General features: G+C 31.9%; 15 protein-coding genes. 7 read left to right on the top strand and 8 right to left on the bottom strand.

From position 1 onward, the window contains the following. Nucleotides 1–39: 39 nt before the first annotated feature. On the top strand, nt 40–930 hold the full coding sequence (locus ACH5TX_RS05805) for a DUF6607 family protein (protein ID WP_439338586.1): 891 nt from the start codon (nt 40–42) through the stop codon (nt 928–930). A gap of 34 nt (nt 931–964) precedes the next feature. Next, nucleotides 965–1,327: a hypothetical protein gene (locus ACH5TX_RS05800; RefSeq protein WP_439338585.1), complete on the top strand. Its 363-nt coding sequence runs from the start codon at nt 965–967 to the stop codon at nt 1,325–1,327. Nucleotides 1,328–1,329: 2 nt separating this feature from the next. Here the strand turns inward: ACH5TX_RS05800 and ACH5TX_RS05795 are convergent, their stop codons facing one another. After that, a complete protein-coding gene (locus tag ACH5TX_RS05795) occupies nt 1,330–1,845 on the bottom strand; it encodes a CvpA family protein (RefSeq protein ID WP_439338584.1) in 516 nt (171 codons plus the stop codon). A 166-nt stretch (nt 1,846–2,011) separates the two neighbouring features. Between ACH5TX_RS05795 and ACH5TX_RS05790 the strand changes: the two genes are divergently transcribed. The 3 genes from ACH5TX_RS05790 (at nt 2,012) to ACH5TX_RS05780 (ending at nt 4,017) form a co-directional block, all read left to right on the top strand. Continuing rightward, nucleotides 2,012–2,368 (top strand): hypothetical protein, encoded by a 357-nt coding sequence (locus tag ACH5TX_RS05790; protein WP_439336172.1) that lies wholly within the window; start codon nt 2,012–2,014, stop codon nt 2,366–2,368. A gap of 181 nt (nt 2,369–2,549) precedes the next feature. Next, a complete protein-coding gene (gene pheS / locus ACH5TX_RS05785) occupies nt 2,550–3,569 on the top strand; it encodes a phenylalanine--tRNA ligase subunit alpha (RefSeq protein ID WP_439338583.1) in 1,020 nt (339 codons plus the stop codon). Nucleotides 3,570–3,621: 52 nt separating this feature from the next. Further along, the gene (locus ACH5TX_RS05780) at nt 3,622–4,017 is read left to right on the top strand and encodes a hypothetical protein (RefSeq protein WP_439338582.1); all 396 of its coding nucleotides are present in this window, start codon (nt 3,622–3,624) and stop codon (nt 4,015–4,017) included. A 258-nt stretch (nt 4,018–4,275) separates the two neighbouring features. Here ACH5TX_RS05780 and ACH5TX_RS05775 read toward each other — a convergent pair whose 3' ends face one another. Continuing rightward, on the bottom strand, nt 4,276–5,277 hold the full coding sequence (locus tag ACH5TX_RS05775; RefSeq protein WP_439338581.1) for an NAD(P)H-dependent glycerol-3-phosphate dehydrogenase: 1,002 nt from the start codon (nt 5,275–5,277) through the stop codon (nt 4,276–4,278). A 132-nt stretch (nt 5,278–5,409) separates the two neighbouring features. Here ACH5TX_RS05775 and ACH5TX_RS05770 point away from each other — a divergent pair, with 132 nt between their 5' ends. After that, nucleotides 5,410–6,357, top strand: a complete 948-nt coding sequence (locus tag ACH5TX_RS05770; protein WP_439338580.1) for a nicotinic acid mononucleotide adenyltransferase — start codon at nt 5,410–5,412, stop codon at nt 6,355–6,357. Between the two features lie 234 nt (nt 6,358–6,591). On the opposite strand, the gene ACH5TX_RS05765 is transcribed toward ACH5TX_RS05770, so the two are convergent. From ACH5TX_RS05765 to ACH5TX_RS05750, 4 genes are all read right to left on the bottom strand, one after another. After that, nucleotides 6,592–7,215, bottom strand: a complete 624-nt coding sequence (locus ACH5TX_RS05765; protein ID WP_439338579.1) for a hypothetical protein — start codon at nt 7,213–7,215, stop codon at nt 6,592–6,594. 197 nt (nt 7,216–7,412) lie between these two features. Then, a complete protein-coding gene (nadD, locus tag ACH5TX_RS05760; protein ID WP_439338578.1) occupies nt 7,413–7,991 on the bottom strand; it encodes a nicotinate (nicotinamide) nucleotide adenylyltransferase in 579 nt (192 codons plus the stop codon). A 79-nt stretch (nt 7,992–8,070) separates the two neighbouring features. Then, nucleotides 8,071–8,661: a guanylate kinase gene (gene gmk / locus ACH5TX_RS05755; RefSeq protein ID WP_439338577.1), complete on the bottom strand. Its 591-nt coding sequence runs from the start codon at nt 8,659–8,661 to the stop codon at nt 8,071–8,073. A 61-nt stretch (nt 8,662–8,722) separates the two neighbouring features. Next, on the bottom strand, nt 8,723–9,580 hold the full coding sequence (locus ACH5TX_RS05750; RefSeq protein ID WP_439338576.1) for a YicC/YloC family endoribonuclease: 858 nt from the start codon (nt 9,578–9,580) through the stop codon (nt 8,723–8,725). 353 nt (nt 9,581–9,933) lie between these two features. On the opposite strand from ACH5TX_RS05750, the gene ACH5TX_RS05745 reads away from it, so the two are divergent. Next, complete coding sequence (locus ACH5TX_RS05745) at nt 9,934–10,959, top strand: formylglycine-generating enzyme family protein (protein ID WP_439338575.1); 1,026 nt, start codon at nt 9,934–9,936, stop codon at nt 10,957–10,959. Here the strand turns inward: ACH5TX_RS05745 and ACH5TX_RS05740 are convergent. After that, nucleotides 10,956–13,439 carry a glycoside hydrolase family 9 protein gene (locus ACH5TX_RS05740; RefSeq protein ID WP_439338574.1) on the bottom strand — a complete coding sequence of 828 codons (2,484 nt, stop codon included), beginning with the start codon at nt 13,437–13,439 and terminating at the stop codon, nt 10,956–10,958. The two genes, ACH5TX_RS05745 and ACH5TX_RS05740, sit on opposite strands and share 4 nt — an antisense overlap. Nucleotides 13,440–13,510: 71 nt before the next feature. After that, complete coding sequence (locus ACH5TX_RS05735; RefSeq protein ID WP_439338573.1) at nt 13,511–16,804, bottom strand: VCBS repeat-containing protein; 3,294 nt, start codon at nt 16,802–16,804, stop codon at nt 13,511–13,513. Between the last annotated feature and the right edge of the window lies 1 nt (nt 16,805).

Here is a 16,805-nt window from a genome sequence, read left to right as displayed (position 1 = left end):
TTTAAACTTTTTTTAATCATTAATATCAAAACATTAAAAATGAAACGATTAGCGCTTTTACCATTATTATTTTTAGCATTTTCATTACAAACGAATGCACAAACCAAAAAAGAAAAAGATCAAAATGCCATAAAAGATATGTGTGGTTGTTATGAAATTAAGTTTAAATATGCCGAAACTTTTTCTCCAGATATTGCTTATGAAAAAGCTTATGATTACAGAGCACACGCCTTAGAATGGGCAGAATTAGTAACTGATAAAGACAATAAAATTGGCATTCAACATTTACTAGTTGTTAATGATACTATGGTTATTAAGCATTGGAGACAAGATTGGGAATTTGAAAACAAAAGTTTATTTACATATAAAGCAAAGAACACTTGGGATGTAAAACATGTAACTGAAGAAGAAGTAAAAGGACAGTGGTCTCAAAAAGTATATCAAGTAGATGATAGTCCGCGTTATTCTGGTTCGGCAACATGGATTCATGTCGATGGAAAACGTTTTTGGGAAAACAAAACCGATGCACCACTTCCAAGACGCGAATACTCTAAAAGAGATGATTATAACATTTTAGTAAGAGGAAACCGAGTACAACTTACAGATTATGGTTGGTTACACGAACAGGATAACGATAAAGTTATAAGAACAAAAGAAGCTGAAGACGAATTACTGGTTCAAGAAAAAGGCTATAATATTTACAGAAAAGTAGCCGATGAAAAATGTCAGGTAGCCAAAGCTTGGTGGAAGAAAAACAATAAGGTTTGGGTGAAAATTAGAAAAGAATGGGATACCGTTTTTGCCGAAAATACCGAAGTAAAATTAAAAGAAAAAGTAGATGGTAAAAAGCTGTATGAGTACTTATTTGCTTTAGATAATACTGCAACAAGGAAAGACATAAGAAACATCATAAATAAGTTTTTAAACTAGTAAATAATTTTTTAACAGCACATTTTTTTTAGCTATGGATGATATAAACACAATTTATTATAATAATTTCGGAATCGCATTCCAATGGAAAAGATGTGCTGCTAAAGATTTTAAGAAGATTCAGTTAGTTTTTAGAAATACGGGCTTGTTCTTAACAGAAAACGAACTTTTTCAGTTCTCTAAAAATGTAGAAAAATCTATAAAAAAATCTTGTTATTGCGATGATTGTAAAAAGAATAATTATTACAAATCATTACTATTAGAAGCACCTAATCCGCAAACAAGCTTTGCAATGAGTTATGCCGAATTAAAAGATATGCAAGATCTATTAAGCGGAACCTTGTTTCAATTAGGCTTAGATAAAATGCTTAAAAATTTTACTATTAATAACAACTGATTTTAAGCATTATCCTCAGAAGTAGCATCCGTTTCTTTAGGCGCTAAAAGATTCGGGAAAATCATTGGAAATATTTCCTTTACAGGTTTGTAAAGTATGGTTTCCTCTATGTTTTCTTCATCAACAAACGTAATCGTGCTATTTAGTTTGTCAAAAATATTTAGAACAATACTTAAAATAAGGGCGATTTTTAAAGCTCCAAAAATACCCCCAAGCAATTTATTTAAAATACCCAGCGCAGCAAAATCAGCTAATTTAGTAAGCGCTTTTCCTGCTAAGGCTATGGCTAAAACAATAATAATAAAGGTAACAGCAAAAGCAACAATATTTATGGTTTTTTCATCCCATTCGGTTTTAGTCTGCAAAAATTCGGCAGCAAAGTTGCTAAAATGTATAGCCCCATAAACACCCGCAACTAGAGCAATTAAAGAGGAAACTTCAACAAAAAGACCTTTCATAAAACCTCTAACAAGTCCAAATAAAATTAAAGCTCCTAAAACAATATCAATAACACTCATAAGTATACAATTTAAGCAAATATAAAATAATAGTCACACTTATGTTTATTAACTTTGCCGCTTTAATTAGTGAAACTAATATTTTAAACTATAGTTGTTTAAAATGTTTTGGTTGAACTAATCCCGATTTAATATCGAGAACTCATCATAATTACAAAAAAACTTAATGGCAAGAGACGAACAATTAAAGGAACGCTGGGATTTGGTGGTAGAAAAACTGTCAAATCAATTTGCCGATGGAGACCCACTAGATCTTGATGCCATTATATACTTAATTGGAGTGCAAGAACTAGGGCAGCTAGATAGAGCCTTTAAAAAGGATCAAAAGTTAGATTTAATGCACATTGCCATTTGTAAAGTGCTAACGCCTTATGGGTATTACGAACTCGATTTTGTAGACGAAGAAGGCTGGCCGCATTACAAAACCTTAGAAGCTTTACCACATTTAAAAGCAGGTGAGCAAAGCGTTTTAATGAAAGAAGCCATTGTGAACTATTTTTTAGAAACCGAATTTATAGATTAAATTAAACGTTACTTCGACTGATTTCGATTTTTTTATCAGAATCGTATCGAGAAGTTGGGCGTTACCACAAGGGTCGGGCTTTCACTACTCGCTCTCTGCGAGGAGCTCAAACAAACCGTTCAATCCCTAACGCAATTATAACAAAATTCATTAAATTTGCATTCATTTTTCAAATGACGTCATGATAGATAAGATAAAAGAACTTATAGCAGAAGCAGAAGCATTTAAAGCACAAACCAAAGAAGAAGTAGAAGCCTATAGAATAAAGCTTTTAGGACAAAAAGGGATTGTAAAACAATATTTTGCCGAGTTTAAAAACGTAGCAAACGATCAAAAGAAAGAATTTGGTCAAGTTATAAATGCTTTAAAGAAAACAGCTGAAGAGAAGGTAAATGCTTTAAAGGAAGAACTAGAAAGCAACGAAGAAGTAAAAGGTGTTTACGGCGATTTATCGCGCCCAGGAGAACCGGTTCAAATAGGAGCGCGTCACCCCATATCAATCGTTAAAAATCAAATTACAGATATATTTTCTCGTATTGGTTTTAACGTAAGTGAAGGTCCAGAAATAGAAGATGACTGGCACAATTTTACCGCATTAAATTTACCAGAATATCATCCAGCACGCGATATGCAGGATACGTTTTTTATTCAAACAAATCCAGATATTTTATTGCGTACGCATACCAGTTCGGTACAAGTACGTTATATGGAAAATAATAAACCACCTATTCGTACTATTTCTCCAGGTCGTGTTTATAGAAACGAAGCTATATCGGCACGTTCGCACTGTTTTTTCCATCAAGTAGAAGGTTTGTATATAGATAAGGATGTTAGTTTTGCCGACTTAAAACAAACACTTCAACACTTTACTAAAGAAATGTTTGGGAAAAGTAAAATTCGTTTACGTCCATCATACTTCCCGTTTACAGAACCAAGTGCAGAAATAGATGTGTATTGGGGATTAGAAACCGAAACCGATTATAAAATAACTAAAGGAACAGGTTGGTTAGAAATTGGTGGTTGCGGTATGGTAGATCCTAATGTTTTAGAAAACTGTAAAATAGATGCTAAAGAATATTCAGGATTCGCTTTTGGTGTAGGTGTAGATCGTATTGCTATGCTATTGCATCAAATAGGAGATATTCGTTTATTAAGTGAAAACGATGTTAGATTTTTAGAGCAGTTTAAATCTGCTTTATAATTGTCATTCCTGCGAAGGCAGGAAGCTTTTCAATTGAATTTCTTAGTTTATTATGAAAAAAGACATCCAAATTCCAAAAGTAGAAGGCGTTTACGTTGCTATTGTAAATGAGTACAACGACATTTATAAAACCCAAGATTGGAACGCTTACATCATAAACGATAAAGATGTTGATTTAGATATGATACTTATTGTAACCAGTGGTTATAATGAAGATAAAATTACATCTACTTTTAGAAAGAAATTAGATAAACTTCCTAAAAAAAGTTATGCTAAAATAGAGTTGATGCAAGAAGGCTTATTTGCATTAAATAACACTTTTAAAGTTACTTTTTTTGAAGGTAATACCATGTTTGATAAAACATACTTGTTTAGAAAGAATACCATTAATTTAAAGGCTTTACAGCCTATTCCTTTAATGCCTGTTAGAGGTATTTTGGTAAAGTAACATTTTCCTGAGCAGGTAGGAATCTCCAAATAAACAAGCGATACCTATGCGTTAAGCGATGACTCTAGCTGATAACTTGCGTTAGGGATTGAGCAATTGTTTGAGCTCCTCGCAGAGAGCGACTTGTGAAATATTTATATTCATGAGTTCTTCTATTTTAAATATTACCCCACGAATAAAGCCCGACCTGTTCCTGAACTTAATTCAGGATAAAGGTAACGCCCAAATATATGTTATAGCATTAATGAGATTCCTATTTTAGTCTAACTTATCAGTCAGTTTTTTAAACACTTTTTTAGGGTTTTTGTTTTCGTATAAAATCTCGTAAACAGCATTTATAATAGGTAACTGTGTTTTTTTAGCATTTTTCTGATTCAATAAAAAAGCACTTTTAGAGGCGTAGTAACCTTCGGCAACCATACTCATTTCCATTTGAGCCGATTTTACAGTGTAACCTTTACCAATCATGTTTCCAAACATGCGGTTTCGCGAAAACACAGAATAGCCAGTAACTAATAAATCGCCTAAATAAGCCGAGTTATTAATGTTGCGTTTCATTTTATGCATCTTTTTTATAAAGCGTTTCATTTCTCTAATGGAGTTACTCATAAGTACACTCTGAAAATTATCGCCATAACCTAAACCATGTGCAATACCTGCTGCAATAGCGTATATGTTTTTAAGCATAACGGCATATTCTACACCTATAATATCGTCGCTAATTTTAGTTTTAATATAGTCGCTAGATAAATTATTAGCTATGGCTTGTGCTTTATCTGTATCAGAACAAGAAATGGTTAGGTATGATAAACGCTCTAGAGCGACCTCTTCGGCATGACAAGGACCTGCAATAACAGCAATATTATCGTAAGGCACATTGTAAATAGCATGAAAATGCTCGCCAACTAAAAGCCCCGTTTCTGGCATAATACCTTTTACTGCCGATACTATTATTTTATTTGAAATATCGATATTTAATTTTTCTAATTCGCTATGAATAAAAGCAGAAGGGATTACAAAAATTAAAACATCGGCATAATTGGCAATTTCATTTATATCGTTGCTAATTTTTAGCTGTTCTAAATGAAACTCTACCGAACTTAAGTAATTAGGGTTGTGTTGTTCTTTTAAAAGATGCTCTTTAGTATAAACACTACGCATATACCAACCAATTTCATCTAAGTTTTCAGAAAGCATTTTTACAATGGCTGTTGCCCAACTACCTGCTCCAAAAACCGCGTATTTTAAAGGTTTATTCATAAAATGATAAATCGTTAAGAGTTCAAAAATACATAAAATATTAATCATTGTTATAGCTTCTAAATATTAAGAAATTCTTTTTTGGCACGCGTTTTGAAACTCCTATATGTAGAAACCCTAAAATATTTGATTATGAAGACTATAAAATTACTTTCAAGCTTTGCTTTAATAGCAACACTTTTTACATCATGTTATACCGATGTTGTTGTTGTAGATGATTTTGATGATACGCCTCAAATAAATATAAATCACTTATTAAATTCATATGAATTATGGTATGTAGACATTAATGCTACTAAAGGTTATGGTGAAACACCATTTTTGCAAAAAGCATTTACTATTTCGTTTAAAAATGGTGTTGTATATGCTAATAATAATATTGTTGGTCTTGGTGATAATGGTAATGGTTTTGGAATTGATGTAGGTGAATATGATGCTTATGATATGATTTTAGATGTTAATCATGATCTTGATGGATTTGAAACTTTTGATATCTATCAAATAGATAATAATACTATTGAGCTTTATAACCCAAATAATGATACATCGTATTTTTTAGACGGTTACCAACGTAGTAATTTTGATTACGATTTTGTGTTTTATGATAATATTCATTATTTCTTACAAGAGTATGAAGCTTGGGAAAAAACATATACGAGCGACGTTGGAGCGATTAACGAATTTGATAACGAAAATTATTTACAGTTTTTAGCTGGTGGCAACGACTCTGAATTTAGGAGTTCTCAAGATGGTAATGGTATGCCAGCAAATAATTTACAATGGGATTATACTGGAGTTTATGGTGTTGGAAATGTTAGTGGTGATATGTACTTAAAAACTTTAACATTAGATTATGATTATTTTGACAATGAATATTTTGAATTGAGCGTTATAAATGACGGGAAGATAGAATTGTATCATCCAGCTTCTGAAACGGTTTATGAGTTTGAAGGAAGAGGATATATTCAGTATTTAAAAACAGCAAACACGAAAGGTAAAAAAGCTGTAACTAAAGAAGATAAGAAACGTAAGTTTAGAAAAGATAAAGTAGCAAACCCAAGAGAAAGTAAAAGGGTTTAGATAGATAATATAAAGTGAGATCCCGCTTTGTAGCGGGATTAGTTCAACATATTAATTTGACTATGTTTTTCAAACAATTCAAATTAAAGTTTCACTAAAATTTTGGTTGGTTAGTTAGTTGAAAAACCGTTTAAAGCAATTTGTTTTAGGCGGTTTTTTTGTTTTTCGTTTAACGTTTAGTGTATGGTTTAAGAACCTAATTTATTAAGCTAAAACTAGCCATTACACAGTATTTTAATTATTGTAAGGATCCATAATTCCTATTGGTTTATGTCCTTGTTCATTTTTTAATTGTTTTTTATTAAAACTACCTTCAAATTCATTCGAGTAGATTGTTAAATTGTCGTTTATATAAAGTTGAAATCGAAATTTAGACTTTATTTTTCCTTTCAAGCAAGGAGCTTTTAAGTCCCAATATTCATTTGATTTTATAAATACACTATGATAACTGTTTCCACACCAACTACTTGGGAGATATTCTATGTCTTGCCATTTGTTTTCGTAGAAAACTTGTCTTTTTAGGTATAGTCGACTGTCTTGTGCTGGTATTTCCACAATTGAATCGGTTTTATTCACAATGAATACTTTAAAGCCTTCTATTCCTTTTTCAAATTCAGTTCTTGAATCAGTTTTTGCAATTAATTGTAAGCCTTTTTTAATAAATAGTTCAGGGCTTTTAGTATTCAGTTTTTTTGGGCTGTTTTGGTCTTCATAAAAACCACCAAGTGCAGTTGAATCGATTTGACTTGTTCCAACATAGAAGTATCCTCTAAGTTTAAATTTGACATTTAAACATTCTTGTCCGATTGAGATTTGAGAAATCAAAATGAATATTGATAAAAGAACTATTTTTTTCATTGGTAAATTGTTTTCTCAAATTTATGCTTTTAGAGTTTTTCTCTAAAGTAATAATGAGTGAACGTCATACTTCAATTAGCAAACAAGCCTGTTTCTGTGTTTTTTCGATATTATGCACAACGACGTTGATAAGAAATCGTTTTATATCATACGTTAAACGAAGTTAGCTAAAATTTCTGACAAAGTCAAGAGAGTGATTACCTATAAAAATTCATCTCATCTAAATACTCCCAAACAAATTCTGGTAGCATAGGTTTTACGTTTTTACCAGCTTTAATACCATTACGTATAAAGGTTGAAGAGAGTTGCATAATTGGCGCATCAACAGGATGTATTTTTTCATGCCCATTAAATTGCGTGTCTACTTTATTTTCAGAAATTCTAGGGTAGACATAAATATGATGGTTTTCAAGAATGAGTTGGTAGTTTTTCCATTTATGAAATCCTTTTAAATTGTCTTCTCCCATAATTAAAGCAAACTCATAATCGGGGTGTTTTTCTTGCAGATAAGTAAGCGTGTTAATGGTGTAGCTAGGTTGTGGTAAGCTAAACTCTATATCGCTAGGTTTTAGTTTTGGATACTCTTTAGTAGCACGATATACCATTTCTAAACGCTGATAGTTATCTAGTAAACTGCTTTTCTTCTTAAAAGGATTATGTGGGGTTACTACAAACCATACTTGATCTAAATCGCTATATTCTGCTATGTGGTTTGCAATAACCAAATGCCCAATATGTATGGGGTTAAAAGAGCCGAAATACAATCCAATTTTCATCTGCTTATTTTTATTTTATTAATTAGGTCAGATGTAACATCCATTTAACTTTGATTATGAATGTTTCATTAAAAACTATTTAAGATTTTAAAAAATTACTGACTAAACTTTCAGCTTCAGTTAAAGCATTTTCTAAATTATCATTAACCACAATAACATCAAATAAAGGCGCGGTAGCAAGTTCTGCCGAAGCTTTAGAAACACGCATGTTTATTTTGTCTTCACTTTCAGTTTTGCGTTTTTTTAATCTAATTTTAAGTTCATCAATACTAGGCGGTTTTACGAAAATAGCTAAGGTTTCTTCAGGGAATTTTCGTTTTATACGCAAGCCACCAGACACATCAATGTCAAAAATAACATGTTTGCCCATAGCCCAAATACGCTCTACTTCTGTTTTTAAAGTACCGTAAAAATTATCGCGATATACTTCTTCCCATTCTAAAAACTCATCATTTTTTATTTTGTTTTTAAACTCTTTTAACGATAAGAAATAGTAATCTTTTGCATGAACTTCTGTCCCGCGTTTTTCTCGAGATGTTGCCGATATGGAGAATTCTAAATTTAAATCATCAATACCTAATAAATGTCTTACTATGGTTGTTTTTCCAGAACCCGATGGTGCCGAAAATACGATGAGTTTACCTTGTTTATTTGTTTCTTTATTTACCACGAATACACGAATATTTTGTGTTTACTAATACTGCCAATTGCTACTGAGTACTGCAGACTTTTTAAAGGACATTCAATAATTGTTCCTTAATTTTTTCTAATTCATCTTTCATCTGCACGACTAATTGTTGCATAGGAGCATAATTACTTTTAGAACCAATGGTGTTGATTTCTCGTCCCATTTCTTGGCTTATAAACCCTAGTTTTTTACCGTTAGATTCAGCAGAATTTATAGTTTCTAAAAAATAGTTAAGGTGATTTTTTAATCGTACTTTTTCTTCAGTAATATCAAATTTTTCAATGTAATAAACCAATTCTTGCTCAAAACGATTTTCATCATGTTTCTCTTTTAAATCGGCAACGCCTTTAAGTAAACGCTCACGTACACCTTCAACACGTTCAGGATCCATGGCAATAACTTGGTCTAGTATATTACTTATTTCAGTAACCCGATTATTAAAATCTTGTTCAAGAACCTTTCCTTCATTTAATCTATGGTTATTTAAATCGACTATGGCAGTGTTAATTTCTTTTTCAATGGTTTTCCACTCGTTTTCATCAATTTCTTCACGAACTGTATTTAATGCATCAGGAAAACGAACCGCCATTTTAAGTAGTTCTATATCGTTACCATCTACTACATTTTTTAACTGTTGGATATATTGCTTAACAACAGGCGTGTTTATTTGTGCCGATGTGTCTTCGGCAGTGGTTTCAACATAAATTGAAAAATCTATTTTACCACGTACTAATTTACTAGCAATAAGCTTTCTAATAGCAAGTTCTTTTTCTCTGTAAATAGAAGGCATTCTTGCATTTAAATCCAGACTTTTACTATTAAGAGATTTTAACTCTATAGTTACTTTTTTTGAAGGTAATTGCAATACAGATTTTCCGTAACCTGTCATTGAATATATCATAAATTGGAGTATTAAGTTGTGCAAAGATAATTAAAAGCTAAACGATAGAAAACTAATTGTAGATAAGCCTAAATATTTGGGCGTTACCACAAGGGTCGGGCTTTATTCGTGCTTTTGCTATTTTTAAATTAATGAACTCATGAATATAAATATTTCGGCAGTCGCTTTTTTGTGTTGCATAGGTGCAACAACACAAAAAGAGCTTCTACAATGCCTTAAATGAATATTCATGATTTCCTATTTAGGAAAAAGAGAATTAATGAGTAATCCCTAACGCAAAAAAAGAAGGTTTCAGTTATGTTTAGAACTAATTATAGATATTTTTGTAATAGATTAACCTATATAAAACGCTTATGAATACTAAAATAGTTTTGTTTCTTATCAGTTTTGTTTCAGTAATAATAAGTTGTAAAAACGATACTAAAACGCCGCCAGAAGGTATGGTATGGATTCCTGGAGGTACTTTTAAGCAAGGAGCTGTTTTACAAGATAAAATGGCGATGAAGCATGAAAAACCACAACACACTGTAACTGTAGATGGTTTTTTTATGGATATTACTGAAGTAACCAATGCTCAGTTTTCAAAATTTGTAAAGCAAACAGGCTATATAACGGTTGCAGAACGTGATATTGATTGGGATGTTATGAAAAAACAACTTCCTGAAGGAACTCCTAAACCACATGATTCTATTTTACAGCCAGGTTCCTTATTATTTAAAAAGACAAAATCTACAGTTCCTAATTTATATGATTTCTCCCAATGGTGGAGCTGGTCTATAGGTGTAAACTGGAAGCATCCAAATGGCGCAGATAGTAGTTTAGAAGGAAAAGAAAATCATCCAGTTGTGCATATAAGTTATGAAGATGCCGAAGCGTATTGCAAATGGGCAGGCAGACGCTTACCAACAGAAGCCGAATGGGAATATGCTGCTCGTGGAAACAATAACAGCACTACCTTTTTTTGGGGAGATGATAGGTCTATCTTATCTAAAATGGCAAATAGTTGGGAAGGCGAATTTCCTGTAAATAATACCTTAGAAGATGGTTTTGAAAGAACAGCGCCTGTAAAATCGTATCCGCCAAATGGTTTCGGACTTTACGATATGGCAGGTAATGTTTGGGAATTTACATCAGATTGGTATAATGTGAATTATTATAATGACTTAGCTAATTTGAAATCTCTTATTGAAAACCCAAAAGGAGCCGATAAAGCATATAACCCTAACAATCCGTATCTTCAAGAAAAGGTGATTAAAGGCGGTTCTTTTTTATGTAGCGATTCTTATTGCGCTAGCTATAGAGTGTCTTCTCGCATGGGAACCAGTACCGATTCTTCAGCAGAACATATTGGTTTTAGAACAGTTTTATCCTCAGATTAATTCTCATTTAATAACGAATCTGCTGCTAGAATAAGAAACATATAATCTGTCGTACCACCACCTAAAACGTATTCAGTTTGTTGCCATAAAAATGGCCATTCTAAAAGCTCGGGGAAATCAGGACGTATTAATGCTGTTCCAGAACCAATACCTCCAGGAATGAATGAATGCTCGCCTCTATTAACTCCATAAGCCTGTGTTAATGACCTTGAACCAACGCCTGAGGCAAACGAAGATGTATTAACGCCTGGGTGAACACCCAGAATAAAATTCATGGCATTTAGCATATATGTTTTAGGAAATATATCAGGATAACTGGAGTGTAAAAAGTACTGTTGCACACCAAAATTTTGAATACCCCATCCGGCTCCCCAAATATTAGGTTTGTAAGGAACGCCATAGGGTGTTTCTTTTCCTTGTTCTTGGATATTGTTATAATAGTCTTTTACTTTATTTTTAATAGCGTTGACGAATTTTTTATTATTTATTAATGGCAATGTTGAGCCTATAATCCATCCTGTTTTATTTATATTACTAGTAATAGCTTTTTGATTTGTAATTAAAAATTTGGCATATTTTTGATCTTTAGTCGTTTTTAATAATTCCACAGCAAGACCAAATTTTAGCATATCATTTTCAGATAGGTTTTTATTCCAAACAGCTTCAGCAATTAAAAGACATTCATTGGCTAATGATGTATTATAATTTTTTAAAGCACGAGCCGAAGTCGCTAAAGCCGCGGCGGTGTTTAGTGTTCTTCTTGGGTTTTCTTCAGTAAACATCCATCTGTCGTCTGGTGCACCTATTAACCCCATAGCAATGGAGTTATCTTCTTTTTTATTAGAAAAAATCAAGTTGTCGCTATGGTTTACAGGGTCGCCTAATAATACATATTGTCTTTTGGTAGGTACAATAATGCCTCTATAAAATCGATTCATTGATTTATAGCCACCAATAATTGATAACGCACCGTGTTCTATTTGTTGTAAAATATCTGCTTTTCCATCGGGTTTGTGTATTTCTACAATTCTAGTATTTTGGTCTATGCTAGTATTGTCATAATTTACATTGAATAATTCATAGATATAAGATAAACCTTGAATTGTAGATGCTTGAGATTCTACTCTTAAATCATAATCGCCGGCATCATGCCAGCCTCCAATATTAATTCCCGGAACATGCTCGCCAGATTTATAAGATGTAAGTGTTGAAGCACCTTGTAGGTAACTATCAAAATGGTTTGTGTTTACAGGAGCCATTCTTGCATCGTCCATATGGCATAACCCATGCCAAACCTTATAGCGGTCGTTTACGCGCATGTGACACATTTGTACAGGAAGGAAATACTCTAATGTAGGTTGCCAAACATTTCTTTTAAAAACCTGGTTGTTAATTTGAAATGGATTGGATGTAAATGTTTTATATTTAATAATATACATCCCAGGTTCTTGAATTTTAGAAAAGTTAAAATGATAGTACTTATATCTTAAAAAATCACCCCAATTTTCAGGTTTTTCATTTAACACATTTGTTAAGTCTCCATTAGGTTCTACTTTTAAAAGTTGAATGTTTTCAACATCTAAATTATTTTTATCTGTTTCAATAACGGCTATCTTTTCTTGTGTTGTATGGTATCCAACCTGTGAAACTTGCACTACAGGATCATAAATAAAATTATCTTTAACATGTGGTGTTATTAACCATTCAATGGCATTTTTTGTTGCTCCTTCTGGAATTAACGATCTTACAATAAACCATCCGTTATTATGTTTTGCTCTACCATCTATAAGTTTTAGAGTGTTGTTTTGAAGGTTTTTAATGATTAAAGTTCGTTCTTTATTTTCAGGAATTATTGCTAATTCTTTTCCTTCAGCCATTGGTTTTATTTGATAGTCGTTTGAGGCATCGTAAAAACCGGGTCCATTGGCTTGCCTATTAAAAATTCCAAATTGATTATCTAAATAATACGATTTTCCAAAAAGCTCGCCTGGAAACAATTCTATATTCATGCCTACTTTTCCAATCCATTCTTTAGGGAGTGGTTTATCTAAATCAACAACAATTTTAAAAGAAGCTCCTTGAGCAATAATTTTAAGGGTGTATGAAAACTCTAAATCAGGATAAATAATAGGGTTAAATCCTGTTTTTTTACTGTCGTCAGGATATGACATTTTTACACTAATGGTTTGATTTTCTATATCAACAATTCGTGTCCCAACTTTTGGTACTGGTTGCCACTGTCCTGGAGTTGGTTCTAAACGTAAATCGCCGTTGGTGGCTATACGAATGCCATTTTGAATAATGCCTACACCGCCTTGGTGACTTTCTGGATAAAAATCGTGAGCTAACATCACATTAGCACCTCTTCGTTCAAGGTATTCTTGACTATTTATTGAAAAATCATTTGAAGAAGTGATTTTATTTTGTGCATTAAAATGGAAGATGCTAAATAGAAAAATTAGAGTGTACAATGATTTCATACTAATGTTGTTTTAGTAAAAATTAACAAGAATATTTTAAGATTTAGTCTATTTACTAATTGAAAATAGACTTATTTATCAGTTCTAATAAATTGTAAATAATCATCATTCTTTACAGAAATAATATATGGCGTGTTTTTAAATTTTATAACACCCATATCTTTAACATCACCAGGAGTGAAAAAGCCACTTTTAGAAGGTGTTATAGGCTTAAAATTACCGTTACCATTTCCTTCTAGGTACAGTCCGTATCCAGCATCATTTCTTGGCGTTTCAACTTCAGACATGTATAGATTGCCAGCAATAAGGATGTCTAAATTTCCATCTTTGTTATAGTCGTCTACCAAAATTTTATTTATACAGGAAGTTTGTGCTTCAACAGGTAGATTATGAATAACAAATTTGCCATCTTTATTTTCTAAGTAAATACTAGCAAACGATTTTATTTGATAATGTAACGATTTTTTTAAAGCCTCTTCAGTATATACATCAACTAGAGTTGCTTCAGCAAAACTTTCATAATTTTCAAATTTTTCTTTGATACCAGGTATTTGTTGCGATGAACATCCACGACCACGAACAGGATATTGTTTCCCTTCTTCATGGTAACTTAATACAATATCATCTTTGTTATTTTTATCAAAATCGTTTACGTAAATATCGAAGGTTTCTTCTGGATTCGCTTTGTATTTATAATTAAGTCCATTATTTCCTAAAACATAATCCATATCACTATCACCATCAAAATCACCTTCAGAAATACTCCACCACCAACCTGTAGTATCTTTATTTAATCCCATATCTTCAGAAACATCAGCAAAACCAGATTGTATATTTTTAAACACTTTAATGCTCATCCATTCACCAACAATTATAAAATCGTCCCATCCATCGTTATTAAAATCTGTAATAACAGCGTTTGTAGCCATTCCAAGGTTTGTAAATGCTTCAGGTTGCATACTGTTAAAAATCTCGAATTTAGGTTTACTAGTTTCTCCCACACCTTTTAATAGATAGCTGTTTACAGCTTTGGGATAGTCGCCAGGTAGTTGTCTTCCTAGTACTAATAAATCTTGTTTTCCGTCTTTATCGAAATCAGCATTAAAAATTTTCGAACTACTTGTAATCATTTCTGGTAAAGCATCTGTTTTAGAGAAATTTCCTTTTCCGTCGTTTATATACAATCTGTCTTGTAGTAATTCAGAATTTGGAGCAAATTCATAACCACCACTGCTTACATATAAATCGTTATCACCATCACCATCAGCATCAAATATTAAAGCTCCTATGTCTTCACTTGCTTTATCGTTATTTAGGAATTCTGAATCTTGTTTTACAAAACCTTGATCTGTTTGTATAAAGATACTGCCAGAATTATCTTTAGATCCTCCAATAAAATAGTCGTCTAAACCATCATTATTTAAATCGCCAATAGCCATTGCAGGTCCAAATGTTGACATTTTATGAGGCAGCAAGACTTGATCTTTAAAATCATCATACTCGTTTTCAATATGTTTATGTTGAGGAAATAATTCGCTATTATCTGTAACAAATAAATGTTTTTCATTTATAGGCTCTTCTTGTTCTGCAATAGCATTACTATATTTTAAAGTTAGTTTTTGATTGCTATCTATATCGTTTAATTTTTGAATTTTGCCATCAGTCCAAACAACTTTTAATTCTTTAATTTTTTCTGATTGCCCTAATCCAAAATGAAGTTCTGGTGCTATAGACGATTGAAAACCATGAGTAAGTGTAAGTTGTTGCATTTGAGTTTGATCATTTACAGTTACATATACTTTATTTCCTAATCCGAAATGGTTTCCTTTGTTTCCTTCAAATTCAATAGTTAAGTAATCGTTTTTTAAAGAGCTTTTGTTCTCAAATATAGAAGCTAGATCATCAATATTATTGGTAATTATTTCTAAATCGCCATCGTTATCTAAATCGGCATAAGTAGAACCATTAGAAAATCCTTTAAAAGAGATGCCCCAATTATCGTTTGCTACTTCAAAATTTAAATCACCGTTATTACGAAATACAAAATTGTCAATTCTTTCTGAAGGGATGTTTAAAGCTGCATTTAAAAAATCTTTTTCTTTAATTTTGTCTTTTTTTAGTTTATTGAAATAATCATTATTATTTATTTCTCTACGCGTACCGTTTGATACAAATAAATCTTTTAATCCATCATTATCTAAATCGACAAGAAGCGGACCCCAACTCCAATCTGTAGAAGAAGTTCCTGTTAATCTAGAAACATTTGAAAAATGAGGTATTCCATTTTTAAAAACACCACTATTCAATTGCATTGTATTATGCATGTATTGATAATGAAACCCAGCATCAACTGTATTCCAAAATAAATCTGGATTCATACTTGCCATGTTTGCTTTTTGTCTTCTATGGTTTTCGGCATCCATGTCAACTTGAAAAATGTCTAAAAATCCATCGTTATTAATATCTGCAATATCTGCACCCATACCATAAAATGCAGTATGTGCTGTTGCATTTTTAACTTCTTCTTTAAAGGTGCCATCTTGATTATTTAAGTACATAAAATCGGGTGACATAAAATCATTAGATACATATATATCATCCCAACCATCATTATTTAAATCGCCAATTGTAGCACTTAATGACAATCCAAAATTACGAACTCCAGTTTCATTTGTAACATCTGTAAAGCTACCATTGTCATTTCTATATAAGTGATCCGTTTCATTTTCTTGTACATTAGCCATTCTGTATTTAAAAGCAAAAACTGGAGCTTTAAATGGCATTGAAGGATAGTTGGCTACATAAAGATCTAAATCTCCATCTTTATCATAATCAAAGAAAGATGCCTGTACACTACTTCCTATATCATCTATACCGTAATCTTTTGCTTTTTCGGAAAAAGTGTTATTACCATTATTAATATAAAGTTCGTTGTTTCTTGGGCCAAATTTTCCACTAACCGAGCAATAAATATCTAAAAATCCATCATCGTTAACATCTGCCATAGTAACACCTGTGTACCATTTATTATCTCCGCCAACACCTGCTGATTTTGTGATGTCTTCAAATTGAAGGTTGCCTTTGTTTAAATACAGTTTATTTGAAACTTGATTTCCAGTAAAGTATAAATCTATAAGCCCGTCGTTATTAATGTCTCCAGCTGAAACACCTGCACCCATATATAAATATCCGTAAGTGAAATAATTAAGAGAATCGTTCTCAGTAAGTACATTTTTAAAGTCTATCCCAGATTTATTAGCATTAAGTGATGTAAAAATTTTATTATCTGTATGGTTTTCTTTCGAGCAATTTATAAGAAGTATGAAACTTGCTATGTATATGATTGGTTTTGTTAAGTTTTTCATA

Source organism: Thalassobellus citreus (genome assembly GCF_044385915.1).
GTDB lineage: Bacteria > Bacteroidota > Bacteroidia > Flavobacteriales > Flavobacteriaceae > Thalassobellus > Thalassobellus citreus.
This window is presented reverse-complemented; position numbering and strand designations above follow the sequence as displayed.